Source organism: Sphingomonas sp. PAMC 26605, assembly GCF_000241485.1.
Lineage (GTDB): Bacteria > Pseudomonadota > Alphaproteobacteria > Sphingomonadales > Sphingomonadaceae > Sphingomonas.
The window spans coordinates 234327-260907 of record NZ_JH584242.1 but is presented as its reverse complement, the minus strand read 5'-3'; the positions used below and the strand labels follow the sequence as shown (position 1 = coordinate 260907).

The 26581-nt window shown below is 60.1% G+C and carries 29 protein-coding genes; 21 read left to right on the top strand and 8 right to left on the bottom strand.

Going from position 1 to position 26581, the window contains the following annotated elements; translation table 11 throughout:
* Window positions 1-163: 163 nt before the first annotated feature.
* Both RH90_RS24815 and RH90_RS24810 read left to right on the top strand, forming a co-directional pair.
* Window positions 164-466 carry a hypothetical protein gene (locus RH90_RS24815; RefSeq protein ID WP_442852473.1) on the top strand — a complete coding sequence of 101 codons (303 nt, stop codon included), beginning with the start codon at window positions 164-166 and terminating at the stop codon, window positions 464-466.
* Window positions 385-576 (top strand): helix-turn-helix transcriptional regulator, encoded by a 192-nt coding sequence (locus RH90_RS24810; protein ID WP_442852475.1) that lies wholly within the window; start codon window positions 385-387, stop codon window positions 574-576. Before RH90_RS24815 ends, RH90_RS24810 begins: the two co-directional genes overlap by 82 nt.
* A 471-nt stretch (window positions 577-1047) precedes the next feature.
* Here the strand turns inward: RH90_RS24810 and RH90_RS19360 are convergent, their stop codons facing one another.
* The 4 genes from RH90_RS19360 to RH90_RS19350 form a co-directional block, all read right to left on the bottom strand.
* Window positions 1048-2268, bottom strand: a complete 1221-nt coding sequence (locus RH90_RS19360) for an epoxide hydrolase family protein (protein ID WP_010188208.1) — start codon at window positions 2266-2268, stop codon at window positions 1048-1050.
* A 31-nt stretch (window positions 2269-2299) separates the two neighbouring features.
* Entirely contained in the window at window positions 2300-2866 is a 567-nt protein-coding gene (locus tag RH90_RS24420) for a nuclear transport factor 2 family protein (protein WP_081477033.1), read from the bottom strand.
* A 341-nt stretch (window positions 2867-3207) separates the two neighbouring features.
* On the bottom strand, window positions 3208-4731 hold the full coding sequence (locus tag RH90_RS19355) for an MFS transporter (RefSeq protein WP_157134745.1): 1524 nt from the start codon (window positions 4729-4731) through the stop codon (window positions 3208-3210).
* A gap of 64 nt (window positions 4732-4795) precedes the next feature.
* Complete coding sequence (locus RH90_RS19350; protein ID WP_010188206.1) at window positions 4796-5374, bottom strand: TetR/AcrR family transcriptional regulator; 579 nt, start codon at window positions 5372-5374, stop codon at window positions 4796-4798.
* Window positions 5375-5567: 193 nt separating this feature from the next.
* Between RH90_RS19350 and RH90_RS24635 the strand changes: the two genes are divergently transcribed.
* The 10 genes from RH90_RS24635 to RH90_RS19310 all read left to right on the top strand — a co-directional run bounded on the left by RH90_RS24635 (window position 5568) and on the right by RH90_RS19310 (window position 12382).
* On the top strand, window positions 5568-5690 hold the full coding sequence (locus tag RH90_RS24635) for a hypothetical protein (protein WP_269724310.1): 123 nt from the start codon (window positions 5568-5570) through the stop codon (window positions 5688-5690).
* A gap of 216 nt (window positions 5691-5906) precedes the next feature.
* Entirely contained in the window at window positions 5907-6404 is a 498-nt protein-coding gene (locus RH90_RS19345) for a hypothetical protein (protein WP_157134744.1), read from the top strand.
* 740 nt (window positions 6405-7144) lie between these two features.
* Window positions 7145-7471, top strand: coding sequence for an antirestriction protein (locus RH90_RS19340; protein ID WP_232280430.1), 327 nt, complete (start codon window positions 7145-7147; stop codon window positions 7469-7471).
* Window positions 7472-7522: 51 nt separating this feature from the next.
* Complete coding sequence (locus RH90_RS23655) at window positions 7523-7708, top strand: hypothetical protein (RefSeq protein ID WP_157134743.1); 186 nt, start codon at window positions 7523-7525, stop codon at window positions 7706-7708.
* A gap of 437 nt (window positions 7709-8145) precedes the next feature.
* Window positions 8146-8613, top strand: coding sequence for a DUF6884 domain-containing protein (locus tag RH90_RS19335; protein ID WP_010188201.1), 468 nt, complete (start codon window positions 8146-8148; stop codon window positions 8611-8613).
* Window positions 8614-9226: 613 nt separating this feature from the next.
* Window positions 9227-9580: a KleE stable inheritance protein gene (kleE, locus tag RH90_RS19330; protein WP_232280429.1), complete on the top strand. Its 354-nt coding sequence runs from the start codon at window positions 9227-9229 to the stop codon at window positions 9578-9580.
* Entirely contained in the window at window positions 9567-9869 is a 303-nt protein-coding gene (locus RH90_RS19325; RefSeq protein ID WP_010188197.1) for a TrfB-related DNA-binding protein, read from the top strand. The genes kleE and RH90_RS19325 overlap by 14 nt, the downstream gene beginning before the upstream one ends.
* Window positions 9866-10618 carry a ParA family protein gene (locus RH90_RS19320; RefSeq protein ID WP_232280428.1) on the top strand — a complete coding sequence of 251 codons (753 nt, stop codon included), beginning with the start codon at window positions 9866-9868 and terminating at the stop codon, window positions 10616-10618. Before RH90_RS19325 ends, RH90_RS19320 begins: the two co-directional genes overlap by 4 nt.
* Window positions 10618-11643 (top strand): ParB/RepB/Spo0J family partition protein, encoded by a 1026-nt coding sequence (locus RH90_RS19315; RefSeq protein WP_010188193.1) that lies wholly within the window; start codon window positions 10618-10620, stop codon window positions 11641-11643. The genes RH90_RS19320 and RH90_RS19315 overlap by 1 nt, the downstream gene beginning before the upstream one ends.
* Window positions 11644-11761: 118 nt before the next feature.
* On the top strand, window positions 11762-12382 hold the full coding sequence (locus RH90_RS19310; RefSeq protein WP_010188191.1) for an IncP plasmid survival protein KfrC family protein: 621 nt from the start codon (window positions 11762-11764) through the stop codon (window positions 12380-12382).
* A gap of 11 nt (window positions 12383-12393) precedes the next feature.
* Here the strand turns inward: RH90_RS19310 and RH90_RS19305 are convergent, their stop codons facing one another.
* Genes RH90_RS19305 through RH90_RS24805 form a run of 3 tightly spaced genes read right to left on the bottom strand, consistent with a single transcriptional unit; the run spans window position 12394 to window position 13975 of the window.
* Window positions 12394-12831 carry a conjugal transfer protein TraM gene (locus RH90_RS19305; protein WP_010188190.1) on the bottom strand — a complete coding sequence of 146 codons (438 nt, stop codon included), beginning with the start codon at window positions 12829-12831 and terminating at the stop codon, window positions 12394-12396.
* Window positions 12831-13556 carry a conjugal transfer protein TraL gene (locus tag RH90_RS19300; RefSeq protein WP_010188189.1) on the bottom strand — a complete coding sequence of 242 codons (726 nt, stop codon included), beginning with the start codon at window positions 13554-13556 and terminating at the stop codon, window positions 12831-12833. The genes RH90_RS19305 and RH90_RS19300 overlap by 1 nt, the downstream gene beginning before the upstream one ends.
* Entirely contained in the window at window positions 13553-13975 is a 423-nt protein-coding gene (locus tag RH90_RS24805; protein WP_198283471.1) for a TraK family protein, read from the bottom strand. The genes RH90_RS19300 and RH90_RS24805 overlap by 4 nt, the downstream gene beginning before the upstream one ends.
* A gap of 312 nt (window positions 13976-14287) precedes the next feature.
* Between RH90_RS24805 and traJ the strand changes: the two genes are divergently transcribed.
* From traJ to RH90_RS22840, 9 genes are all read left to right on the top strand, one after another.
* Window positions 14288-14665, top strand: coding sequence for a conjugal transfer transcriptional regulator TraJ (gene traJ, locus RH90_RS19295; protein ID WP_010188188.1), 378 nt, complete (start codon window positions 14288-14290; stop codon window positions 14663-14665).
* A gap of 31 nt (window positions 14666-14696) precedes the next feature.
* A complete protein-coding gene (traI, locus tag RH90_RS19290) occupies window positions 14697-16997 on the top strand; it encodes a TraI/MobA(P) family conjugative relaxase (protein WP_029625491.1) in 2301 nt (766 codons plus the stop codon).
* 34 nt (window positions 16998-17031) lie between these two features.
* Window positions 17032-18963: a type IV secretory system conjugative DNA transfer family protein gene (locus tag RH90_RS19285; protein WP_010188185.1), complete on the top strand. Its 1932-nt coding sequence runs from the start codon at window positions 17032-17034 to the stop codon at window positions 18961-18963.
* Window positions 18960-19493, top strand: a complete 534-nt coding sequence (gene traF / locus RH90_RS19280; RefSeq protein WP_010188184.1) for a conjugative transfer signal peptidase TraF — start codon at window positions 18960-18962, stop codon at window positions 19491-19493. Before RH90_RS19285 ends, traF begins: the two co-directional genes overlap by 4 nt.
* A gap of 10 nt (window positions 19494-19503) precedes the next feature.
* Window positions 19504-21687, top strand: a complete 2184-nt coding sequence (locus tag RH90_RS19275; protein WP_010188183.1) for a DNA topoisomerase 3 — start codon at window positions 19504-19506, stop codon at window positions 21685-21687.
* Window positions 21684-21938, top strand: coding sequence for a hypothetical protein (locus RH90_RS19270; RefSeq protein WP_010188182.1), 255 nt, complete (start codon window positions 21684-21686; stop codon window positions 21936-21938). The genes RH90_RS19275 and RH90_RS19270 overlap by 4 nt, the downstream gene beginning before the upstream one ends.
* 14 nt (window positions 21939-21952) lie before the next feature.
* Window positions 21953-24520, top strand: a complete 2568-nt coding sequence (locus RH90_RS19265) for a zincin-like metallopeptidase domain-containing protein (RefSeq protein WP_010188180.1) — start codon at window positions 21953-21955, stop codon at window positions 24518-24520.
* A 438-nt stretch (window positions 24521-24958) separates the two neighbouring features.
* Window positions 24959-25432, top strand: coding sequence for a thermonuclease family protein (locus RH90_RS19260; RefSeq protein ID WP_010188178.1), 474 nt, complete (start codon window positions 24959-24961; stop codon window positions 25430-25432).
* A complete protein-coding gene (locus RH90_RS22840) occupies window positions 25321-25833 on the top strand; it encodes a WGR domain-containing protein (protein ID WP_332306573.1) in 513 nt (170 codons plus the stop codon). Before RH90_RS19260 ends, RH90_RS22840 begins: the two co-directional genes overlap by 112 nt.
* 12 nt (window positions 25834-25845) lie before the next feature.
* On the opposite strand, the gene RH90_RS19250 is transcribed toward RH90_RS22840, so the two are convergent.
* Window positions 25846-26517: a hypothetical protein gene (locus tag RH90_RS19250; RefSeq protein WP_029625490.1), complete on the bottom strand. Its 672-nt coding sequence runs from the start codon at window positions 26515-26517 to the stop codon at window positions 25846-25848.
* Between the last annotated feature and the right edge of the window lie 64 nt (window positions 26518-26581).

Below are 26581 nucleotides of genomic sequence, written 5' to 3'. Positions count from 1 at the left end.
GCTAGTAGCCCAGCTCTGTGAGTCCGATAATAACTGTTATGTTAAATCTGGCAAACTCCGGCGCGATCAGAATGCCATCTCTCGCCTGTCTTGGAACGGCTCTCGGCTTCTCTTGTCGGCCGCCAATCAAACCGCGTGCGCACCCGGCTAGGACATAGACGGGTTGGCGCTGCGCACCGCGATTATGATGGTCGACACAATAGCCCTGATAGTTGAGCAATCCAGCGCGCACGAGTTCGGGTACCGCCCGGCTCCCATTCGTTTTGCCCGCCGCCCGCACTTGTTCACCGGTCGCGTCGTCGACGATCGCAGTGGCCTGATCGACAAGATAGCGCGCGCCACGATGGCCGCATCGCGGCCGCGCCGCGATCCACCGATCGTCAAATCGATTGCGTCGCGCTGGTCGCACGGGGTGAGACCGATTGGAAAATCGCCAAGACTCTCGGCATCGGTGCCGAAACCGTAACGGAGCATCTCAAGACTGCACGCGATCGCTACAGCGTAACCAAACGCACGATGTTCGCCATTCGCGCGCTCGTCGACGGCGCCATTAGCTTCACAGATATCCTGTGCTGACGATCCCTCCCCAGTTCTGGGGATAACGCAGATCATGACAAGCTGATCGAATGATCGCCTGACAAAATGGAGGTGATCATGGTTGTTACAAGAACTGGCATCGAAAAGGCGCCGAGTGGGCCCGCCGCCTTTCCGAAAAACGCTGACCGCGGTCGTCCAGGAGGTATATATGAAGGCATCTCGACCCGTCCGGTCGATGACCTGGTGAAGCCATGGGGATGAGCGGCATCTGGAAAAGCAGGTAACGGCTGTGCGAGAAGATCGAGTCCGCGTGAAGGCTTTTCTCGACCATCCTTTCAAGCGTAACTGGCCGTACATGTGGATCGACGCGACGTACCTGGAATGCGTCAGGCGGACCCGATCGCGGTCGCCATCGCAGTGGGTATGAACAGTAATGGGATTCGCTACGGCGGAAGAAGATCTTGGCGTTTCGTGCGGACTGCTTTTTCGCTTCGCTGCCGCCTTTGCCTGTTATCTAAGGGGCCGGAACGTCGCACGAATATCCTCTATCACGGCTTCCGGGTTTTCCCACGGCGTAAAGTGGCCGCCATGATCATGTGCCTTGAGATAAACGGGATTATACCAGTCCTTCTCGCCGGGACTTTCCAGAAACTGCTCGACGCGCTTTTCCGTGCTGACGCCAGGAGGGTTTTCATACCCTAAAAACGTGAACCCCGTCGGCGCTTCGATAATTGGCACGCGGTCGTGAGAGGGGGTCCAGGGAAAGCGGTTGGCATTCACATAGGAACGGATCGAACTCGTGATGGAATTCGTGAGCCACCAAATCGTCGCATTTGTGATGAGGTGTTCCCGCGGGAAGACGCTCTCTACATTTCCATTGGACTCGCTCCACTTGGTCCATCGACGAAGGATCCACGCAAGCATGCCGACCGGCGAATCCGCGAGAGCAACTGCAAGATTTTGACTGTCGAGCATATGAACCGCCACGTGCGATGCGAAACGCTCCTGCATTTCGATGCCCTTCTCTCGCAAAGGCGCGGGAAGCTCTTCGGGAATCCGTGCGCCGCCTGTGATGTCCCACGGCCGGTCACCCTGGAAAACATCCAGATGGATGCGGTGGCCGAGCCAAATTCCATACAGTTTATCTGCATATTTATGGCCAAGTTGGCTAGTCACGAGGGCGCCGTAATCGGATCCCGCCGCTGCGTATTTCTCATAGCCAAGTGTCTCGGTCATCAGCGTGTGCCAAAGCTCCGCCATCTTCCAGAAATTCATGTCGTGTCGTTGCGTCGGGGTGGAGAACGCAAAGCCAGACAGCGACGGAACGATGACGTCAAAGGCGTCGGACGGATCGCCGCCGAACGATGCCGGGTTCGCAAGCGGCTCTATTACCTTGGTCCATTCCCGATAGCTCCACGGCCAGCCATGGCTCATGATCAGCGGGATCGGCGCAGGGCCCTTTCCCATATGTCTAATGAAATGGATCGGCGATCCAGCAACGATAACCTTGTATTGCTCCCAGTCGTTGAGCTTTGTCTCCGCCTCGCGCCAATCAAAGTCATTGAGCCAGTACGAAACAAGCTCTTTCAGGTAGGCGACACTAGTGCCATAAACGTCGCTATGTTCGTCGGTATCGCCGGGCCATCTCGTGTTTCTCAGGCGATTTCTAAGATCATCGATCTTTTCCTGAGCTGTTTCGACACGGAACTGGTGATCTATCAGATTGAGCACGATAAAATCCTCGTTTGTGGTTCGATTCCGGTTAGTATGTAAATTCGAGCCGGGTGCGAGTTTGCGTGCGGGTTGCAATGCGCCACGCGGGCGAGCGAGAAGGTCGTGGACCTTCAACCTCGACACTCGACAAATCAGCGCCTGGAAATGGTTTTTCCCGTTCCGCTTCCGCAGCGCTCCGTTCTTCAGTTTTTTCATAGGTCACATGGTAATGACCCCAGCCGCGCATGGTACGGAAGGGAGGCATCTTTGCCGCGGGATCGCGCTCCGGAATGGCGCTGTCGCCACGAAATATAAAATCTGCCATCGCCCATATCGCGGTCGCGGATGTTGGGCTCAGAATATTGATCTCATGCGTAAATAACTGGTGGATCGGCTGAACGTCTCCGGAGTTTCGCGATGCGAGCGCAAATGCGATCTCCTCGCGCCCCACCATCTTGAATATCTCGTTACCTTCCACATCCAGCGGACGGAACCAGCCATTCACGCTAAAAAGGCCCGCTAAGTTTGACCATTTCTTGTGATCCGCATAATATGCGTATCGAGCTTCCAGGCGCCGGAGCTCCTCGATTTCTATAAGCTTTTCAATGTCCGTCATAAATCTTCCTCTATTTTCTCACAAGCGAAGAAGCATTTCTGCTTTTGCTGGATTGGACGATACTATTCGATCATCATGTTTCCGTTCTATTTTCATAAAGTGCAGGATTCTTAATTTGGACAACTTATCTCCCTAGCAACGCAAAGCCGTAGATCTGTTCGTCCACGATGATATTACCATTCACGCTTGGGTGAGCATCTCGGACTGAATTCTCTCGAATTTTGATAACAAACGGGTATAGATGGCGCTCAGTCTTTTCCTACCGGCGATTGGAAACCCCTGTGATTTGTACAGCGATATGATCCGAAAATAAGTTATCGATAAGAGCAATGTTAAGACCGTTAGAACGGGCTATGTTGGTCGAGCAACTTGGCTGTAGCTCTGTCACCTGCATAGAATTCATCATGATCCCCATTATAGGGCAACGGTATCAAGATGCAGGTCACCGAACTGATTAGGCCGGTTATCGCGAGGAAAGAGAATACGATTTCATATCCGCTTTCGGTTGGAAAACCGCCTAGCCCACGATTACTTTCTAAAATAGATGAGACGATGGCCGCTCCTAGGGCGCCGCCAATTGTTCGTATGTTTGCATTCATGCTTGCAGCCGCCCCTGTCTGATCTTCTGGCACGGAACTGACAACAATAATGGATAGCGTGGATAACGCGGCGCCGAAACCTAGGCCGGCGACGGCGCTGGCCAGCGCTACCTCCCACCGATGGTCATGCGCCACCACCAGACCTAAGAGGCCGATGACCGGGCAGAGCATTCCGGCAATCAGGACCGGCTTGGGACGCAGCGCTCGTGTCAATCTGCCGGCAAGAAGACCACCTGCAAACATCGCGAAGGTGGTCGGTAGAAACAGAATGCCGGACAGTGTAACCGATGCAGCAAGTCCGTAATCAGTCGCGGCGGGCACCTGCATGAAGGACGGGATAAATCCCATCGCCGAATATAGAACTACGCCAAAGAGCAGCGAGACCAAATTGGCTGTCCAGACGGAACGAAGGCGGAAAACCGCCATATCGACAAGAGGATAAGACGACTTCGACTCGATCAAGATCCACGCTGTGCCGAAAGTCAATGCTGCGAGGAACAGGGCGACCGCGGGGAGGGAGAGCCAGCCGATATCCGCACCGAGAGACAGAGGCAGAAGGAGGCACAAAAGGGCGATGGAAAGGGCCGCAGCGGCAAACCAGTTGACTTTGCCGCCGAGGCTGACGGTCGTCGAAGGAAGTATTCGAAACAGCAGCAGTGCAATGATGCCGTTTGAGATGGCAGGCAGCCAGAATAGCCACTGGACCCCCATGGTCGCCACGATCGGACCAGCAACGAGAACCCCCAGCCCTCCTCCTACCGAACTCATAGCCGCAACAAGACCTACAGATTCAGCGACCGCTTCATCAGGTGACATCTCTCGCAAGACACCGAACGCGAGAGGGAGGACGACGCCGCTTGCACCCTGCATGATGCGCCCAGCCAACATTACCGGCAGACTGGTCGCCATCGCACTGACACCACAGCCCAGTACAAGCACGCAAAGCGCAGCGATCAGGATCGATTTCTTGCCCCGCTGGTCCCCCAGCTTGCCTAGGACTGGGGTGAGGACCGCGCTGGAGAGAAGATAGGCCGCAAGGACCCAACTTATCCCGGCCTGGCTCGTATTGAGCGCAAACCGAAGCGTTTCAAGGGCCGGACTCACCATCGATTGCACGAGCGCATAGGACGCCGACGTCACGGCCAGCATGGCAAGCGCAGCCCCGATACCCTTGTTTTTCGGGTTCGTCTCAACATCCGCAACGTATGATTTTTCGGCCAAATTCCTGTACGCCGACTGGCTCTCGTTAAGCTGCGCATCCGTCATCAGGGACCGTTTAGTCTTTGAGTTAAGGAGCGACATTGCGCGGGAGACCTATGCTGACATGATGCTAACGGAGGCTGCGAAGCGTCATCCGCACGACGGCGCAGAGCGTCTGGGAGTCCATTCCTCCTCGCGATCCGACCTTCATCCCGTTGAGCGTCGCTCTCAGGAAATGGGCGGCCTCACAAACATCGACATCCGCGGCAACTTCGCCTGCATTTTTCGCCCGGGACAGCAGGTCTTCAAATGCCGACAGGAGTGTCCTTCCAGACGCATTGAGGATCAACGTCACCTGGGGATCAGATTGACCGAATTCGGAGGCCGCGCTCACCGCCATGCAGGTTGTTGCGACCTTCCTTTCAGGCCGAGACACGATGCTGAGAAGGCCAGCCTCGATCCCCTGCAGCGGGGACCGCTCAGCGTTCATCACACGGATCATTTCAGCGACATTGCCAGCAGCATAGCGCTGCAGCGCCGTGAGATAGAGATGCTTCTTGTCGCCAAAAGCGCCGTAAAGGCTTTGGCGGCTGATATGCATTTCCGTGAGCAGAGCGGTGGTGGAAGCGCCATCATAACCCCTTTTGGAGAAGACGGCGATTGCCCTATCGAGCGCATCGTCGGCATCGAATTTTCTGGGTCTGACCATTTGCGAGATATAAGCGTTCGGGACTGATCAGTCAATAACGTCATGTGCTCATGTGATCATGAGGGCGAGGGGACGGTGAAGATCGCGCGTGTCGAATAGCACCTTGGCAAAGCGCTGATCATGTCGCGCGGCACGCGAGAAGGCAGCCGGGTTCAAGCAAATCACTATCGGTTTGTCGCCAAAGGCCGTCGAGTTGATCGACGGCTACATGGCCCCCACCGAGTTCAAGTCGCGACAAGCGGCGCTGAACGCGATCCTAGAGCGGATCGACGACGATATTTACATGAGACAGGAGTTCGTGGCCGTGAGCACATAACGTTTCAGGGTGCCCGGCACGAAGGCCGGGCACCCTGAAACGTTATGTGGGCATCTTCGTTAAACGATGACATTTGCTGCGGTAGCAACCCACACTTGTTCGTTTCTGGGCTTCGGTTCAAGGGAGCGCGCTTCGCGCCACGCATATGTTTTGCCTGTTTGACGGCCCTTTCGCATCAGAAGGGGAAGAATAATCACGCATATTATGACATGCCCGGTGATCCCGAGTGCGGGCGACCTGGCCGCGCGAATCATCGCCGACGCTGCATTGGGGAAGAAGCGACGGGCCGGGCGACACGTTACAGACGTTCCTGTTCACAGGGGCAGCAAGGAGGCCGGCAGTCGCATCGAGGAAGCGTTTTATGGTTGTCTGACAGCCGGGGACCAGAACGACGCCAAGTGGGCCATCATGGACGCTTTTGCACACGCAAAGGCGTTACGCCGGGAAATCAGAGCCGGCCAGCGCACCGAGCTAAGCGTCTTCGATCGGCTTTGCCTCAAAATCACGCAGAGCGTCCGCGACGTATTTCTGGCGCTCCTTAACATGGGGCGGGCCTTTAGAGGCCGGCTTTTCCTGAGCTACGACAAGATCGGCGAGCAGGCGAATTGCGGGCGCACGACCGTTCGGGAGGCTCTGGCGGCCTTTGAGGCGATCGATTTGATCGAACGGCTCAGGCGCTATGTGTTTACCCTTAAGGCGGGGCGTCACATGTAAGAACAGACCTCCAACGCTTATCGTATCCGCGTCCCCGATCGGTTGCGGAAGCTCTTTCCCGCCCGCCCCCGCCCTGCCCCCACTTCCAGCGGATGAAGTCAGTCGGCGGCAGCACCGCGACGAGGACTTTGACGCCATGCGAGCCAGTTTGACCGACGACGAGCGGATCATGCTCGATACCGCCGATCAGGGCCTTGCCCGCGTCCTAATCAGTTTGAGAAAAAGCGTAGAGGCTAAGGCCGGCGCTTTATTTAGCTCATGAGTCTGAAAAACGGACTAAACCTCCCCGTATGGATATTAGATACTATGTCAAAATAAGTTGTCCTAGCCGGGCAACGCGCTTTGAAGACGGATTCAACGCCGAAACGGGGTTCGGCCTTAGCCCCCATGAATTGACGGTAGCCCGTGCGGTTGCCGTGCCGATCCCGCCTGCCCGCCGGCAGCATAGACGGCGATATCTATTCTGCCGGCGACCTCAGGATTTTAGCGGCTAAAATTATATCCATCAAAAGGGTTCAATCTCCGTTTGAAATTGGCACAATTTCGTAACCTTGGACCCGTAAGACCTTTACACAGCTCGACATCTGCGGCTTGTCATTCGATATACCCGTTTTGGCCAGGCGCTTTTGTTAAGGTCCGAACCGGAGATATCCGATGAAACTCCCTCCTAATATCGTGGCGACCCTTGTTCCCGGGATCAGCGCCTTTCAGTTCTCCCCGATATGTTCGGGTTCGCGCAGATGCTTCGCGCCGAGGCACTGACCTATGGCTGGATGACCAAGCTATCAATCGATTGTACCGGGAGTTACTGGCTTTATTACAAGCTGGACAATGGCGGCTTCTACATGGCCCCGTCAGAGGAAAAACCTTGGCGGATCGCTATTTATGGCAATGGCTATGAAGGCATGGTAAGTGCGGATGCCGCCGGGATCATCGCCACCTTCATTATGATCGGCCAGCTTACCGGCGAACCTCAAACCGAGGCGTTGGCCGAGGCATATCATGCCCTCCTAGATTTCGGGACCGAGCACGTCGAGCAGAACGCAATTTTTAGCGCCATCGACTGATAGACCGGGGCCGCGGCGCAGTCCCCACCCTCATCCGATGAGGAGGCCCCTATGGCCAGCAACGCAGTCCGCACCCCGCGCTACGTCCACGCCGCGAACATCATCGGACATCAGCCCGACCTATTCGACGGCCCGACCGTCACCCACGAGGTTCCACGCCGGTCGATCGTGCGCGATGCCGAGCCGCAGATTCGAGTATGGGGCCGAGCTGATACCCTTGGCACATGGACCCCGTGAAATGATCCGACTTGCGACCCGCGAGCCCGCGCCGGGCAGTGATGCGGCATGGCGTGCCGAGTACCGGCGGAGCCAAGACACTCGACGCGTAGCGACAGTGCGGCCCGATCTATTCGGGGCCCCCGCGATCGAGACGTATCACCGCGGCGCCCCGGCTAAACCGATCCTTAGCAAGTCGCGCTATCGATGCCGGCTCGACCTGAATGCGAATCAACCGGCGGGATTGATTGCCAGCGCATCGAATTGGCTTCGCACCCGGCAGCACGCGCGGATCGCCGAGGACTGCCCCCATATGCACGCCGGCCGGCAAGGCATGGTCTACCGGATTTGCAGCCCGATCAATGCCGATGCGGCTATGTGTATCTGGACCCCGCAGGGAACGAGCGAACCGAGAAGATCGCCTTTGTCGAGGTTCGTGACGGGGAGCCTATCGCAGAATGACCCGCCCGGTTCACTTTGTCGCATGTGTCGGGCAGAAGCTCGACCACCCGGCGCGAGCAGGTCACCTTTATCAATCGGATTGGTTCAGGAAGGCCCGCGCTTATGTGACCTCGCAGGGCGGCCGATGGTTCATCCTGTCTGCCTTACATGGCGTTATCCACCCGTCGAGTATGATCGAGCTGTACAACGTCACCCTTGGCGACACGACGGCCGCAGATCGCTGGGCATGGGGCGAGCGCGTCAGCGCCCAGCTTGCGGAGCGGATCGGGCCGCGAACCCCCGGCGTTATACTTGGCGGCCGCCTCTACCGCGATCCGATCCCCGATTGGTGTGGAGCGCGCGCGAGCGTTCCGATGGAGGGCTTGGGGATCGGCCAGCAAAAGGCGTGGTTGGCACGCCAGATCAGCGAAGCGCGCGAACGCGAGGCAAGCGCCGCTCAGCTAGACCTATTCCGTGACGTTTAATGGCCCCACGGTTAGAGAGGAGCAACGATGCATAGCACCCGACATATCGAGCCGATGTTGCGCCGCGCCCGCCTGCTAGCGGCTTGCACCCTTCCCTTTTGGGCGATTCCGCGCGCCGTGATCCTTGCCGGGTACTATGATGGCGGTTCAAAGGTAAGAGATAAATTAAATACCGATGAGGCCCGCCAATGGGCGGCCTCTAGGGGACTGACAGAGGAATAGGACGCCATGGGAGACTTGCTTGTATAACGTTCGCCCTGAGTGCCTACGGCCCGCCAATGACGGTTGGGAGCCGCCTACAGCCGCAGAGGTGCGCGAGATTATTACCGCAGCCGGATTGACGGGGAGCGGTGTGGCGCGATTCCTTGGCATAAGTAGCAAGGGCTCGCGCGTCATCCGGCGATGGGTCGGAGGCGAGGATCAAATCCCTTATTCGGCGTGGGCGCTGCTATGCGACAGGGCAGGCTATCGTAGAATTTGGGACGACAACGAGATGTGATTTTAGCGGCTAAAATTCTATGGCCGAGCTTTACAGGGCTTGACACACAACACAGGGCAACCGATATATCAGTTGTGGCCGGGTATCTTGCCAAGGTCCGAACCGGAGTTTCCGATGACCAACGTAGTCCCCTTCCCGATCCATCGCAGGATCAACAGGATCGCGGACCCGCCCGCGATCCTTCCGCCCAAGATCGCCGAGGCATCCGCCATGGATAAAATCATAGCCGTAGTGTGGGGCATCACCGCCTTTTGCTGGACCTTTATGCGGTTCATCATCCCGCTTGTGGTGTTCTGGCAGTTCCTTCGCATGATATGGTTTTGGGATACGCCGGGCGTACATGCGGGCTGGAATTTCCTCGCCTACTTCGCCGGCTACACGGCCCTCTATTATTTCGTGGCGTTCTATCGTCCGAAGGCTTTGCGCGATCGTGACGTCAGCCGTGGAGGTCTAAATGGCCGCAAGTAAGCGCCTCACCGCCGCCGAGTTCGCACGCGCGATCGACGGCATCAGCATTAGCGAGCGCCCGATCGCAATGGCCCGATCCGTGCTAGTCGATGGCATGAGCCAGTCCGATTGTGCCCGCGCCAATGGCGTTTCGCGAAACGCGGTTTGCCTTACCGTAAACCGGATTTGGGAGGCCCACAGCGCTGTTCCCGCCGGGTTCGAGCGCGTGACGGCAATCCTCCCCAAACATCAAGCGTCTGTCGTCCGAAGCTGGATCGAGCGCGCCCCGTTGAAAACGGAGACGGCATGATGAAAACGCTAGTGATAGCCAATCAGAAGGGCGGCGTTGGCAAGACTTCCACGCTTGTCCATCTGGCCTTCGACTTCGCCGAGCGCGGTCTAAAGGTTGCCGTGATCGACCTGGACACGCAGGGCAACGCGAGCTTCACCCTCGGCGTCCATAAGGGCGATATCGTCGCCAGCAGCCTGTTTGGTGCGGTGACACAATTTGATCTGGCACCCATCGACAACATCGCTTTGGTTCCAGCCGACGCCCGCCTTGCGGACCTTGAGAAGCTAGACTTGCAGCAGGCCGCAAACGGCTTCCGCGAGAGCATCGCGGTTATTTCAGCGCACGGCTTTGACGTGTGCCTGATCGACACCGCTCCGTCCCTTGGCAATGCCATGGCATCCGCGTTGCTGGCGGCAGATTTTGTCGCGTCGCCGATTGAGCTTGAGGCTTATGCGTTGCAGGGCATCACGAAGATGAACGCCACGATCGCGGCCATTCGTAAAGCCAATACCAAGCTGCAATTCCTTGGGATGATCCCGAGCAAGGTTGACGGGCGCAACCCGCGCCACACGCGCTACCTTGCAGAGTTACAGGCCGCCTACCCTGCCCTGATTATGCCGACGCCGATCGGCTACCGCAGCAGCATTGCCGACGCCCTCGCGTCGCATTGCCCCGTATGGGAAATCCGCAGGACTTCCGCCCGAGCGGCCACGAAGGAGGTCCGCGCGATGACCCAACATATTCACGATAAGATGGAGATCGCGTGATGGCCGACCCGACCGACGAGAAGAAGCCGGCGGGAAAGCTCGCCAAGGGCCGCAGGAAGCCCGAGGACGCAGCGCAGGGCTCAGGCTTGGGAATTGGCGCTATGGGCGACCTGTCCGGCCTCCTCGCCGATCCTACGCCTGCCAGCGGTGACGCTCCGACTGGGGGGAAAGCGTCCGAGATCGCAATGGAGTTGATCGAGGAAGACCCGAACCAGCCCCGCACGACGTTCGATCCGGCGTCGCTTGAGGAAATGGCCGGCACGATCGCCCTTCGCGGCGTTAAGACCCCTATTTCTGTTCGGCCCCATCCCGATCAGGAGGGCCGGTTCCTCATCAACCACGGTGCGCGTCGCTTCCGGGCATCAGGCATCGCCGGCAAGACGACGATCCCGGCCTTTGTGGACGCGGACTATACCGAGGCGGATCAGGTCATCGAGAACCTACAGCGCGACGCGCTGACGGCTCGCGAGATCGCCGATTTTATCGGCCGCGAACTGGCGAAGAAGGTCAAAAAGCAAGACATTGCCAAGGCGATCGGCAAATCCAACGCCTATGTCACCCAACACGCCGCCTTGCTCGACTTGCCCGATCCGATCGCCGAAATTTTCCAATCCGAGCGGTGCCGGGACGTGACGTTAATTAACGAGCTTGTCGGGCTCTACAAAAAGCACCCCGAAGGCGTGACGGATTGGCTTGACGACGAGGAGCAGGAGATCACGCGCGGGAGTGTACGGTTGCTCAAGGAGTTTCTGACTTCCAACAGCAGTCAGGGCGAAGGTGAAGGGGAGGGCGATACGCCCCCAGCCGAGCCGGAACCGGCGAAGGAGAAGGAGGATAAAGAGGTCGATCCCGACAAGCTCAAAAAGGCGATTGTGACCGTCGAGCATTACGGCCGGCCGGGCCGCTTGATGCTCAATCGCCGTCCGTCGCGCGAAGGTGTATCGTGGATGAAATACGACGACGACAGGAGCGAGTTTGAGGCCGAGCTTGGCGACGTAAGATTGGTTTCAGTTATTGAGGGATGATCGCGACACGCCCCAGCCGATGACAGGAGGCCTCGCGAAAGCGGAGCCTTTTTCTTTGGCGCGTATCGGATATAGTCCGAGCGATAATTTTAGCCGCTAAAATTCCGAGGAGCTTTGCATGGCCGGGCTGATCGATAGCAACAAGCAACCTCTGTCCAACGGGACCGGCGATCCGATCGCTGACGCCGACGGGCTGCTAGGTTTGGCGCGTGGGATCGAGGACCAACAGGCGGCTGAGATCGCGGCCCCGGCTATCGAGGAGCAGTATGCCGCCGCGATGGTCGAAGTCATCGAGAAAAAGCAGGATCAGGCCAGCCAAATCGAGGACCGGCTTGAGAACATGATCGAGACACAGAGTGCCCGATTGCAACAGGTGCAGTCGCACCCGCCGGGGATGCTGGCGTTGCCCGGCGCACGGGCCAGGTGGCAGGCTCAGGTTGCGCAGGCTCAGGCCGTCATCCACACGTTGCAGAACCGGCTTGAGACGGTTCGCGAGATCAGGGACGGGATTACGGCGAACGGATCGAAGATCGAGGCGCTGGCGGCCGAGAAGCTGGAACACCGGCAACCGAAGCTCGCAGAGGACTTCGCCGAGCTACAAGAGGCCCGCAGGCTCCACGAGCTACACATGCGCCAGCGGCAGGAGAAGAAGCGGGAGCTGGTGCAGGAGGGCACACCGTCAGGCGGCCTCAGTCTGTCCCGTGGTCTATCGCAGACACGCGGGGGCGGCGCGGCATAGGAGGGGCGGTCCTAGTGAATTAGGACCGCCACCAGAGCGACGATCGCCGCTGCGATCGTCAGGCCCGAGGCGATCAGATTGCGGTTTGCGATCCGCACGCCGTCTTCTAGCGGCTTCCCGCGGCCCTTGCTGACTTCGGCCGCCATTTCGGCGACGAGCGTTTTAGCGCCTTCCGCCATGCGCTGTTTCATAGCGGCTTCCGCCGCAACCAGAGCGGCGTTGAGGATCGATTCTGCCTTCTCGTTGATTGTCACAGACCAACGGTTCGCCATTTCCTCTAGCTCGCTTTTGAACGCTTCCAGTTGCGCTTGATGCGCGTCCGCGCTTTCCGTCAGGAGCATTGTGTTGATCGTCTGTAGGATCATCAGCGGATCGTCAGGCGACAGGGCGACGCCATGCGTCCCGGCAATCTCAGCGATCAGCGCGCGGATTCTGGCATGATCGGCCATCAGATGATCGCCGCTTTGGAAAGCTCGCCAAAGATCGCGTCGCGCATCCGGCCCAGCCGGTGCCGCTGCATAAGAGCCAGCGCCGGGTTTTCGATCGCTTCCGCGAACGTCTTTCGTTCGGCAAGCATGTCGCGAACGTCCGCGCCGAACGTTTCCCGCTTGAGATCGGGGAGCGCGACGATCGCCGCTACCCGATCCTTATTCTCGCGATAGACCTTCATTTGCTCGAACCCTTTGCCCTCATGTTCGATCGGCCCATGATAGGGGTTGAGCCAAGCCACGATCGTCGCCGGGGCGGGGAAAGCGTCGGCGATCGAGGCGAAGCCGGCGATAGTGTCGGTCATCGACTGCCCGCCGACCACGAGCGTATGCAAGACAAGCTGGTGCCCTAGGTCCTTGATGACTTCGGCCGCCCCGTTGTCGAACATATAGGCCGAGAGAGGTTGATAGGTGCTCGCGCCGCTATCAATCACGACGCTCCCCTTGGCACCTTGGACAAGCTCCATCATCGCGTCAAAATTGCGCGGGTTGATATCGCCGTTTTCGAGCAGGGCCAGCTTCTTAACGTTGAACGCCTTGAAGCCGGCGAACGTCGCGTTAGTAGGATCAGTGTCGATGCAGAGCGGCGTTTCCCCGCGCAAGATCAGGAATTGTGCGAGCATCGAAGCGGCCAGCGACTTGCCGATACCGCCCTTGCCTTGAAGAACGATATGGACGTTGCTCATAGGTAATCCTTCATGTCAGGCGATTCCGGGTGGTAGAACCGTTTAGGGCGGGGACGAGGCTCCGGGGTTTCCGAAGGTGGCGGATCGGCAGGGGGAGCCGGTTCGACGCGGGGAGCAGTGGGGGCGGCGGAAGCGTCCGAGCTAGTGGCGGGTCCGACAGGTGCTACGATCGATTGTGCCGGGGAGCGTATTAGATCGCGGACATGTTTCGCGAACCAGACGTAACCGCAAGCGATCCGCTTTTCCTCGACAAGCTGTTCCCATATCTGGCGGACGCGCCAGCGATCGGCCAACGCGGCTTGAATGTCCTCCCTCGCAGCAAGGATCGCAGCCCGGTTCGCAAGACCCGGCCGACCTTTCGAGGAGGCCGCCCGATCACGCAAACGCTCTGTGAAAGGCTTTGCCACCTTGTCCGCCATTCTGCACGAACCCTTTCCGTCCGAGTGTAGGAACCATGTACGAACTGTGTACGGTCCAGCTAGAAACCCTGTACTTTTGGAAAAGTGCCAAATTTAAGGCCAAAAAGCCAGCCTACACGACGGATATAGGCATTGTAGCGACCCTATAAAACGGTTCATATCTGGCGTATAAACGTCGAAGACGGGGCAGGATAGGTGAAGTGACCCCACCGGCAAGCCGGCCAGCTCACTTCACTTCCCTTATTCGCAGCGGGGCTGCTCAACGGGAATCCTGCTCTGCGAGGCCCGTCGCTACCGCGTCGGAGGAGTAAGATGGACGAGGATCGGACGCCAACGAGGAAGGGAAGCCCGGCAATCAAGGTCCGGGTTCTGCCCGAGGAAAAGGCGACGATCGAGGCGCTGGCACGCGACGTTGGATTGAGCGCGTCGAGCTATCTTCGACAGATGGGGCTTGGCTACAAACCCCGTGGCGTAGTCGATATGGAGCAGGTGCAACGGCTTGTTGCGATCAACGGCGACCTTGGCCGGATGGGAGGTTTGTTGAAGCTATGGCTGACCGACGACCCCAAGCTGGACGAGTTCAAACCCGACAATATGCGGGCCATCGTTCGCGGCCTTTTGAAAAAGCTTGAAGCCGGGCAGGAGGAGCTTCGCGAGATCGCCAAAGCCGTCCTGATCGCCCGTCCGTGAATTTAGCGGCTAAAATTTTGAAAGCCGCAGCGTGATCGCGAAACATGTCTCTATGCGTGTCACGCGAAAGAGCGACTTCGGTGGGTTGGTCCGCTACATCACCAGCGCGCAAGGTCGCGACGAGCGGGTTGGCGAGATCGCCGTTACGAATTGTCGCACCGACGATCCCGACGCAGCGGCCATCGCGTGCATGGCGGTGCAGACGCTAAACACCCGATCGAATGCCGATAAAACCTATCACTTGATAGTCTCTTTCCGCCCCGGGGAGTATCCTACGCCGGAAGTTCTTAGGGAGGTCGAGCAGCGTATTTGCGCCGGGCTTGGATTTCGCGAACATCAGCGCGTCAGTGCGGCGCATCACGATACGGATAACGTCCACCTTCATATCGCGATCAACAAGGTTCATCCGACCCGCCACACGGTACACTCCCCGTTGCGGGATTACCGGACGCTTGGCGAGCTATGCGACAAGCTGGAGGCCGAGTTCGGTCTTGAGCGCGATAACCACCAATCTCAGAAACGAGGAGGGGAAGGCCGCGCGGCCGACATGGAGCAGATCACCGGCTTGGAAAGCATGATCGGCTGGGTACGCCGAACATGCGCCGACGAAATCAAGACGGCCGATAGCTGGCAGGCTTTGCACGCCACCATGGCGGCGAACGGGCTCACCATGCAGGCACGCGGTAACGGGCTTGTCGTGGTCGCGGAGAACGGGACAGCTATCAAGGCCAGTTCGATCGCACGCGACCTGTCCAAAAAGGCGCTAGAAGATCGGCTAGGGCCATTTACGGCCGCCGATGGCACGCAGGCCCAGCCCGCCCAAGCGCGAGCTTATGAGCCGCGCCCAATGGCGTCACGCGCGGACACCGCAGAGCTATTCGCGCGCTACCAAGATCAGCAGAACAACCGACGCGCCGCCCGATCGGCCGAGCTTGCAGCAGCATCAGCGAAGAAAGCCGCCGCGATCGAGGCCGTGAAGCGAGCCGGGCGGTTCCGCAGGGGCGCGATCAAGCTGGCGGGAGGAGGCGGCCTCACCCGCAAGCTGTCCTATAGTCTCACTTCGCGCGCGACCAAGCAGGCCATCGACAAGATCGCGACGGCCTATCAGCGCGAGCGCGAGCGGATCAACGAGCGCAACGACCGCAAGGGCTGGCACGAATGGTTGCAGGCCGAGGCGAAAACGGGAAGCGCCGAGGCACTGGCGGCCCTTCGCGCCCGCGAAGGGCGAAAGCATCAGGCGGCGAACGCCGTGCAGGCGACCGGGACCGTCGCACACGGACTCAGCGCGAACGAGCGCGCCGATCACATCACCAAGCGCGGGACCATCATCTACAGGACAGCCGGCGCGGCCGTCAGGGACGACGGCGCGAGCTTGCACGTCTCCCGTGGAGCCGAGATCGAAGGCATCACGGCCGCGCTCAGGATCGCGCGCGAAAGGTACGGCGAGGAACTGACGATCGCCGGGAGCGCCGAGTTTAAGGAGCGCGTCGCGCAAGCCGCAGCCCGTGCCGCGCTCCCCATTCGCTTTGATGATTCCGATCTTGAGCGCCGCCGTCAGGCGCTTGTCACTACCATAACCCAGCAGGAGGCCGACCGTGGCAGAGAAGACCTTGGACGAGGAGATCGAGGAGGCAATGCGGCTAGTGGACGGGAGCACCCAGCCGGAGCCTCAACCAGCCCCGCCAGAGCCGACACAGGCCCCGTCAGCGAGCGAGGAGCCGCCGATGGCACAGGACAGCCAAGTATCACCCGAGGCGCTGCCAGCGGAGCTGGCATTGACGGAAGAACCGGGCCAGCCCGACCACGGAGCCCCCGAGGAACCCGAGGGCTTACAGGTGGCAAGCCGAACATTGGTCGCGTTGGACGAGTCTCGCCGCCCGAAGCCCGAGATCGCGTGCGGAATCTGTCCGAACTCGGTGTGGTTCGCTTCGCCGAGCGACCTTCGCTGCTATTGCCGCGTGATGTTCGTCCAAACGTGGACAGCGCAGAAGCCCGGCGAGATCGTCTCTTGCGACGGGATGTTTCTGGGACAGGAGTGACCGCGCAGCCGACAACCCCCGTCGAGAAATACATCACCGAGCGCGAAGCTAAACGGGTGGCGGGAATGGATATACCGAAACACCGGCCTTTCGAGCCCAGCGAGATTCCGCTATCTTATGCGGGGACGAGAGAAGTGGAGGGTCAAAAAATGGCGCTCCTACGACGCGGCGACGAAATCATGGTGCTGCCGATCGATGCCACCAGCGCGGCGCGAGCCGCCAGATTTGCGATAGGCGACCGGATCGAGATCGGGGCCGATGGAACCGTGAAGGGCAGAGGACGCAGCCGATGACCGACGACAGCCGATCGATGAGAGGAACCGAGGCATGAAATCGACCCGCAACAACTCAGTCGGTCCCCAAGTCCGCAATAGAGGACGAAAGACCGGGCAGTCGCAGGGAAGGGGGCTTATCGCCTTCATCGTTCTGGCGTCCGTAATCGGGGGGGTGTCCGCCGCCACCCAAATGTTCGCGAGCAGCATGGCTTATCAGCCGCAGTTGGGATCGCCCATCGCCGGCCACTTCTATGCGCCGTGGCGGATCGTGTCGTGGTTCATGGCTTGGAACGCTGCGCCGACCCTCAAAGGTCTATTCGGTAAGTCGATCGGCATCGGTATGGGCGTAGCGGTTGCCGGCATTGTCATCGCCGTGATCGTCAAAGCCGCCATGTCGAAGCGCGGCAAGGGCAACGAGTTTTTGCACGGCTCCGCACGATGGGCGGACATGAAGGACATCGAGGCCGCCAGCCTGATCGACAACGATGGCGTTTATGTCGGTGCGTATGAGGAGAAGGACGGGAAGGTTTCCTATCTGCGTCATTCCGGCCCCGAACACGTTCTGACCTATGCGCCGACGCGATCGGGCAAGGGCGTCGGGCTTGTCATCCCGACGTTGCTTTCGTGGAAACACAGCACCGTTGTTGCCGACTTGAAGGGCGAGCTATGGGCGCTCACCGCCGGTTGGAGGAAGAACCACGCCGGTCAGATCGTCATGCGGTTCGAGCCGGCATCGTCGCGAGGGAGCGTCCGTTGGAACCCGCTGGACGAAATCCGCGTCGGCACGGACAATGAGGTTGCCGACGTTCAGAACCTCGCAACGCTGATAGTCGATCCAGACGGCAAGGGGCTGGAAAGCCATTGGCAGAAGACCTCGCAGGCCCTGTTCGTGGGCGTCATCCTTCATGCGATCTACAAAGCCAAGAATGGCGGTCCGGCCGCGACCATGAGCGAGGTTGACGGGCTCCTTACCGACCCAGCGCGCCCGATTAAGGGGCTTTGGGAGGAAATGATGAGCTACGGGCACCTGCCCGGCGGAAAGAACCATACCGTTGTCGGGCGTGCGGCCCGTGACATGATGGACCGGCCCGACGAGGAGGCCGGCTCCGTCCTTTCGACCGCCAAGAGCTATATCGAGCTTTACCGCGATCCGGTCGTTGCGGCGAACACGTCAACGTCTGACTTTTCGATCCGCGACCTGATGAACTACGACACGCCGGTAAGCCTCTACATCATCACCCAGCCGACCGATAAGAACCGGCTCAGGCCGCTAGTCCGCATCATGTTGAACATGATGGTCCGCATCCTTGCACCCAAGCAGGAGTTTGAGAACGGCCGCGTGAAGGCCAATTACAAGCACCGGATGCTGTTTATGATCGATGAGTTTCCCAGCTTGGGGAAGCTCGAAATCATTCAGGAGAGCTTGGCGTTTGCCGCCGGCTACGGCCTAAAGTTCTATCTGATTTGTCAGGATATCAACCAGCTTCGCAGCCGGGAAACTGGCTACGGCCATGACGAGCTAGTTACGTCGAATTGCCATGTGCAGAACGCCTATCCGCCGAACCGGCTTGAGACGGCCGAGCACCTGTCAAAGATGACCGGCCAGACCACCATTATCAAAGAGCAAATCACGACCAGCAAGAACAAGGGGGGGGGCTGGCTATCCGGTTCGGAATCGCGAACCGTGCAGGAAACCCAGCGCGCCCTTTTGACCCCCGACGAATGTTTGCGGATGCCGGGGCCGAAGAAGAACGCCAACGGCGATATCGAGGAAGCTGGCGACATGCTGCTCTACATGGCGGGCTACCCCATGATCTACGGCAAGCAACCGCTGTATTTCAAAGACCCTACATTCCTAGCCCGCGCTCAGGTGCAAGCACCGGACAAAAGCGACATAATCAGGAAGAAGAAAACTACCACGGCCATTCGCGACAACAACGACGGGGTTGAGGTCGAAGACGCCCCGATCCGGGTGAAGTTATGAAACGGCCCACTCTCAAAACGACCGGCCGTTATACCGCGCTCAGCGTGTTCGCCTTGTCGATCGCTGGCGTCGCCGCAGCCGGCGCTGGCGTCCGCGTCAACCTCACGCGAAGCATTCCGCTTGGCTTCTATCGAACAACCGACGAGGCGGTACGCACTGGCGCATACGTCATGTTCTGCCCGCCGCAGCGCGACGACTTCGCGCTCGCGTTGAAGCGCCGCTACATCGAGCCCGGCGACTGCCCCGGAGGCAGCTACCCGATGATGAAGCGAATTTTAGCGGCTAAAAATGATCGGGTGCAGATCGGGACCAATGGCGTCTTCATCAACGGCATGCCGGTCCCGAACAGCAAACCCCGGCCTTATGACGGGGCAAAGCGGGTGCTCCCGCATTTCGTGGGGAGCGGCAGGATCGCACCCGGCGACGTGATCGTGATGGGCGAAAGCAAGGTCTCCTTCGACAGCCGCTATTTCGGGCCGATCCCGCGCAAGCAGATCAGCACCGTCATTCGGCCGATCGTGACATGGTAGGAGCGAAACATTGAGCGGAGAGATCGTTGTCATCGCCGAGAAGCCCGAGCTTGCGAAGGCCATCGCCGAGGGCTTGGGGGGCGGGAGCCGGAAAGACGGCTATTTCGATTGCGGCCAGCATTATGTCGCATGGCTGTTCGGGCACATGCTTGAGCTTGAGGCCCCCGAAACACCGTGGAGCATGGCTGAGCTACCGATCAGCTTCATCCCGTGGAGCAAGAAACCATCGGCCGACAAGATGAAGCAGCTTCGCATCATCCGCGACCTGTTGAAGCCCGCCAAGAGCATCATCCATGCCGGCGATCCCGACGACGAGGGCCAGCTACTCGTTGACGAGGTTATCGAATGGAGCGGTTCCCGACTCCCCGTGAAGCGGCTCCTAATCAACGACAACAACGTCAAGGTGGTGCAACGCGCGCTGTCTCAGCTTCGCGATAATTCCGAGTTCGCCGGCATGTCCGCAGCGGCCGAGGCGCGAGGCGTTGGCGATCTACTCTATGGCGTGAACATGACCCGCGCCTACACCCTTGCGGCGCAGGCCAAGGGCTATCAGGGCGTGCTCAGTGTCGGTCGCGTGCAAACCCCGATCCTTGGCCTTGTGGTGCGGCGCGACCGTGAGTTCGAGGCGCACACCAAGAGCTATTACTACACCGTCACCGGACAATTTCAGATCGGCGACCACGCTTTCCCGGCGCGGTATCAGATCACCGACGCCGATACCGTCAATGACAAAGGCCGCCTATCCGATCAGACGCAGGCCCAATCCACCGCCACGGCCGTCAGCGGCAAGCCGGCGCGGATCGTCAGCGCCACGACGAACGCCAAGGAAGCATCCCCACCACTTCCCTACAATCTGTTGAAGCTCCAAACCGACGCATCGCGAAAGTTCGGGTTCAAGCCCGATCAGGTGTTGGAGATTACGCAGGCGCTTCGCGAGAAATACCGGCTGATTACCTACAACCGCAGCGACAGCGAATATCTCAACGACGAGCAGCACAATGACGCGGCCGGCGTACTGGCGGCGATCGGCGAGACGGCTCCCGTCCTAGCCGCACCCGTGAAGCGTGCAGACCCGGCCATAAAGAGCCGGGCGTTCAATTCGGGCAAGGTATCGGCCCACCACGCCATCGTCCCGACCGAGGCCACGGCCGACCTGTCCAAGCTTAACGATGCCGAGCAGAAAATCTATCTCTTGATCGCCCGCGCCTACGTCGCCCAATTCTGGCCGACCCACCAATACGATCAGACCGATATCGTTATAGAGGTTGAGGGCCGGCGCTTCACGACCCGGAGCAATTTCACGACCCGGCCGGGCTGGACGATCCTCTATAAGAACGATGCCGGCAACGAAGACATCGCCGATGACGAGGAGGCGATCGCGATCGACCTTCGCGCGCTTGCCGCGAGCCAAACCGGCACATGCACGAGCGCCAGCGCCGATAAGCAGGAAACCAAGCCGAAGCCGCTCTACACCATGGCGTCCCTGCTAACCGACCTAACCCGCGTTGCGAAATACGTCCGCGATGATCGGTTGCGGAAATTGTTGATCGAGAAGGACAAGGACAAGGCCGGCGAGCATGGCGGGATCGGCACCCCGGCGACCCGCCACACCATCATCGCCACCTTGTTCGATCGCGGGTTCCTGATTGAGAAGGGCAAGAACATCGTCAGCAGCCCGCAGGCGCGCGAGTTCTACGACGCGCTGCCCGATCAGGCCAAATATCCCGACATGACGGCAATCTGGCACGAGCAGCAGCGCGCCATTGCGGACGGATCGAAGGATGCGCGATCGTTCGTTCAGACCCTTGCCGATTATGTCGCGCGCGAGGTCGCAGGTGTGAAAGAGAACGGCCTAGCGATCAAGACCGGCGCGCCGCCCTGTCCGACATGCAGCAAGCCGCTTCGCCGCATGAAGGGCAAGAAGGGCCACTTTTGGTCCTGCACTGGCTACGCCGAGGGCTGCCAATATACGGCTGAGGACAAGGCCGGAAAGCCAGTCCTGGTAAAGAAGGAGGCCCCGTCCGTATCCGTCATGCACAAGTGCATGACGTGCGGCATGGGTTTGGTCCGCCGGCCGTCCACCAAGAAGAAGAATAGCTTTTGGTGGAGTTGCAGCGGATATCCTGGATGCAAACAGACCTATTTCGACGCGAACGGGAAGCCCGACTATAGCACCAAGGAGAAGACCGCATGACCGACGCCAGCACTTTGCCGACCGAGGAAGCCATTCGTGCTTTCGAGTATGATATCGTCCGCCGCAAATTGATCGACGCCGAGACTCCCGGTGCGATTGTCGAGTTCGATCCCGACGAGGCCGAGCAGGCCGGCGCGTTCGTGGAGGATGCTATGAGCGAGGCCGATGCGCGCGAAGCGGAGGAAGGCTTGCCGATCGAGCCCGAGGCCCCCGCTAAGCTCAGCCTGTTTGCCGCAGCCCGCAACGCTTAACATCGGAGGCTACCATGGCCGAGGAAAAGAAGCCGTTTCACGAGCGCGTCGCCGAGAAGATCATCGATCAGCTAAAGGCCGGAACGGCACCTTGGCAGCGGCCGTGGAACCCAGCCGCCCCCGGAGCCGAGGGCGGATCGATCATCCCGATGAACCCCACCACCGGAAAGCGGTATCGGGGCGTCAACGTCGTCAATCTCATGTCCGAGGGCCACGATGACAACCGATGGATGACCTATAAGCAGGCCGCCGCAGCCGGCGCACAGGTGCGAAAGGGCGAGAAGGGTTCGCTGGTTCAATACTGGAAATTTGACGACGAGCAGACCCTAAAGGACGCGCAGGGCAAGCCGATAAAGGACGCCGAGGGCAACACCGTGAAGGTGCGCGTGGAGCTGGAGCGGCCTCGTCCATTCTATGCCGTCGTGTTTAATGCCGAGCAGATCGAGGGCCTGCCCCCTCGCACCCCACCAGTGCCGCCCGAGTGGAACCCGATCGACCGGGCCGAGGCGATATTGCAGGCATCCGGCGCGAAGATCACCGAGCTTCCCGGCAACCGCGCTTTCTACAGCCCGGCGACCGACAGCATCACCCTTCCCGAACGATCGCAGTTTCCCAGCGCCGACCGATTTTATGGCACCGCGCTTCACGAGGTAGGCCACTGGACAGGAGCGCCGAACCGGCTTGATCGCGATCTAGCCCATCCGTTCGGTTCGGAAGGCTATGCCAAGGAGGAGCTTCGCGCCGAGATCGCGAGCATGCTCTTAGGCGACGAGCTACAGATCGGTCACGATCCCGAGCAGCACGTCGCCTATGTCGCGTCATGGATCAAAGCCCTTGAGGATGATCCCATGGAGATCGTCCGCGCCTGTTCAGACGCGGAGAAGATCAACACCTTCATTCTGGCGTTCGAGCAAAAGCAGATTCAGGAGATCGACGGCCAAGCCGTGCCGGCCGGGGAGCTAGAGGCCCCCGCGCTAACTGCCGAGGCCGAGCTTGCCGATCGCCCGGCGATCGTCGGACAGCCGGCCGAGCAGGACACCCCGATTAATGTCGCTTTCCGCGAGAAGAACGAGGCGAAGGGGCTTGGAGCCAAGTGGGATAAGGAAGCGCGGACGTGGCTTGTCCCCGCCGGCATCGATCTTACGCCGTTCGCGAAATGGGCAAAAGATACCCCCGCGCCGGCCGTGGAGAGGCCCAGCCAGCAAGCGGCACCAGCAGAGCCACAACGCGCGGAGACGCCCGCAGCAGCCCCCAGCGTCGAACAGGAAGGGCAACCGATGACGAACCGCAGCGATAAGCCCCAGCAGACCCCGGAGCGCAAATATCTGGCGGTCCCCTATGGCGAAAGACACGTCGCCAAGGCGGCCGGCGCGAAATGGGATGCCGCGGCGAAGTCTTGGTACGTCGGCGAGGGCAGCGATCCCGTCAAGCTCGCACGCTGGGACCCGGATCAGGTGGCGCATCGCCAAGAGGCGGCCGTAAGCCCCGAGGTAGAGTTCGCCGCAGCGATGAAGGCCATGGGGCTGACCGTCCCCGCCGGGCATCCGATCATGGACGGGACGCGCCAGCGCGTTCCCACCGTGGACGACAAGGGCAAGGAAACCAGCGGCTTTTACATCGCCTATCTGGACGGCCACCCGGCCGGCCACATCAAGAATTTCAAAAGCAGCTTGGACATGAATTGGAAAAGCACGGGGAACGCGCTTTCCGAGGAGGAGAAGGCCCGGCTTAACGCCGAGGCTGCGACGAAGCGGGACGCGCGAGAGCGCGAACAGGCCGCGACCTATGAAGAAACCGCCGGCCGCGTGCAGCGCCGGGCGGCCGGCTACCAGCAGATCGAAACCCCGACGCTTTACATGGTCAGGAAGGGGATCGAGCCGACGATCGGCGCGATGATGGACGGCCGCGATAGCACGATCCACCTCCCGGCGATCGACGCGCAGGGGAAGCACTGGACGACGCAATACATTCAGGATGACGGCACCAAGCGGTACGCGAAGGACAGCCATAAGGAGGGCTGTTTCCATGTCGTCAACGGAGGCAGGACGCCCGAGGAGGCGCTTGCCGCTCTTGAGGCAGCGCCCCGCCTTATGATCGGCGAGGGCTATGCGACCATGACCACGATCGCGTCCGTTGTGGAGCACCCGACCGTATCGGCGTTCGATTCCGGCAACCTTCCCGCCGTTGCCAAGGCACTCCACGAGCGCTTCCCCGACAAGCCCATATTCATCGTCGGGGAGGACGATCAGCGTGTCCTAGAGCGCCACGGGTACAACCCGGGCCGGGAGAAGGCGACCGAGGCCGCCAACGCTGTAGGGGGAAAGCCGATGTTCCCGACCTTCGCCCCCGGCGAGCAGGCGGCCGACCCCAAGCGGTTTACCGACTTCAACGACCTTGCGGTGAATAGCTCGCTTGGTCGCGAAGGGCTTGAGCGCCAGGTCAAAGCCGCCGTGGAAAATCCACGGGCTCAGGCTTTGACCGGACCACGCCTCAGCGTGGACGAGGAAACCCAGCAGAAGCGGCGTTCGGGGCCGGCGATCGGTGACGATCAGCCGGCCCAACGGCGCGGCGCGCGCATCTAATAGCCTTGCGAGTGTTCACGTCCTTTGCCGGTGATCGACGGCTCAGGGTCTGGCTTGACCCTGAGCAGTTAGCGGAGCCGTGGACGCTCAGGATCGAGCGCATCGAGCACGAAATGACCTGTTACGTCGAACAACGGTGTTCGCATCTGAATATGTGGCTGGACGAGGTGCCCGACGACGCCATTGCAGAGGATGATTATTGCAAATCCTGTCCGCGCACGACGGTTGAATCCCCGGTTCAAATCCGAGCGTGGCGCGGTTGGTTTAATCGACCGCCCGCCACCATCGCCGAAGCACGTCACGCTATCGCAGCGGAGATCAGGGAAACGTGGCGGGGCAGAACGGCTATGGAAGTTCTCGCGTCAAACCCTTGTTCGAGCGGCCATGGGTAGAGCTACACGACGCGCCGCCCGTTCCAGATGAAGACGTACATTCGCCATGAGCCGCTTCCACATCACGATCGCCGCCCTTGCCGTCGCCGGCCTCGCCACCACGGCCGCCGGCCGACGCTACGAACCATCCGCCTCCCCGCTCCCGATCGCCGAGACCACGGGCGTTCCCACGTCGATCTATGACGGCGACACCTTCCGCTTTGGCAAGCTCAGGGTCCGCGTATGGGGCGTGGACGCGCCCGAGCTCGAAACGCAGTTCGGGCCGGCCGCGCGCGCCGAGCTTGTGCAGCTTGTTGCCGATCGCCGCGTGACATGCCGCGATACCGGCCAACGCAGCTATGACCGGATCGTGGCGCAATGCTGGAATTGGCGCGGCATCGATATAGCCGCAGCAATGGCGCGCACTGGATGGGCGGTGAATTGGTCGACGTATTCCCACGGCCGCTATCTGGCGGATCAGCAGGCCGCCCAGCGCGAGCGGCGCGGCGTATTCGCTTACGGCGTTCAACCATGGAGGTAGGGGCCGCCCCCTGCCCGTGCCACGTCGAGTTGATCGCCCGCGATCCGGCCCGCAATATCCATCGGCGCTACGCGATCGAGGCAAGCCCTGACTTATTCGGCTTGATCGTCGTTCGCACCGCTTGGGGGCGGATCGGAGCCCGAGGGCAGGAGAAGACGGTTTCGTTCGACGCGATCGAGGACGCGGAGCGCCACGTTCGCGCGACCCTTCGACGTAGGGCGACGTCGCCGAAGCGGAACGGCGTTGCATACGAGGTCATAGACAGTAGCGAGGCCAACGGTGAGTTTTGGGGCAGGGCCTCGCTGTTGCGTGGTCAGATATGCCTCGACGGTCGGGTGTGTCTTCAAGCGGATATTCCACGACTTCTTAAAAATCGATCCTGCCGTAAAAAGTCGGTGTGACGACTCCAGCCGTCAGGCTTCGGGTTCGAGGATCGCGGCGAGGACCGCCATGCGCTCCCCGGCCGACAGATCGTTATACATGCGCTTCCACCGCGCCGCCTTCCGCTTGATCCGCTGGCGATCGGTGAAATCCACGCCGGCATGATCCGCCCAATGGGCGGCGTTCGCGGCGAAATTCATCCAGAGACATTCGGTTCGAGGACCGCCCCGCGTCGTCACCTGATAGCTCAGGGACCGCCATTTCGGAGCGGGCAGCCGGCCGGCGTAGAGATCGGAATGATAGCCCGAGATCATCACCGAGGCCGGCAGCGTCCCCAGCAGCGCGATCAGCGCCTCGTGGTCCGCGTTAGTATAATCGAACCGATATCGCGATCCTTTGCGCGCCCGCGTTGCCATAACATAGGGCGGATCGGAATAGATCAGCACCCGGCCGGCAGAGGCGAAATCGAACGTCCGCAGAAAGGCCAGACAATCGACGTTATAGATTTCCACGTCCGCGATCGGCGCGAAGCTGGCGATGGTTTCCGGGTCAATTTCCAGCCCGATCGAGCGCAGCGCAGGGGGTTTTCGCAAAAGGACGACGCCCGAGCCCAAGTGCGTTTCGATGTAGGTATCATGGGGAGGCATGTTGGCGATGACCGCCTGATAGGCCCCGTTGACCGCCTTTGATCCGAGGTATCCCAAGCCGAAATCCATCCTGAAAATATGATGGGGGGAGAAGTCTCTCCCTACGATCGAGCCGCCGATC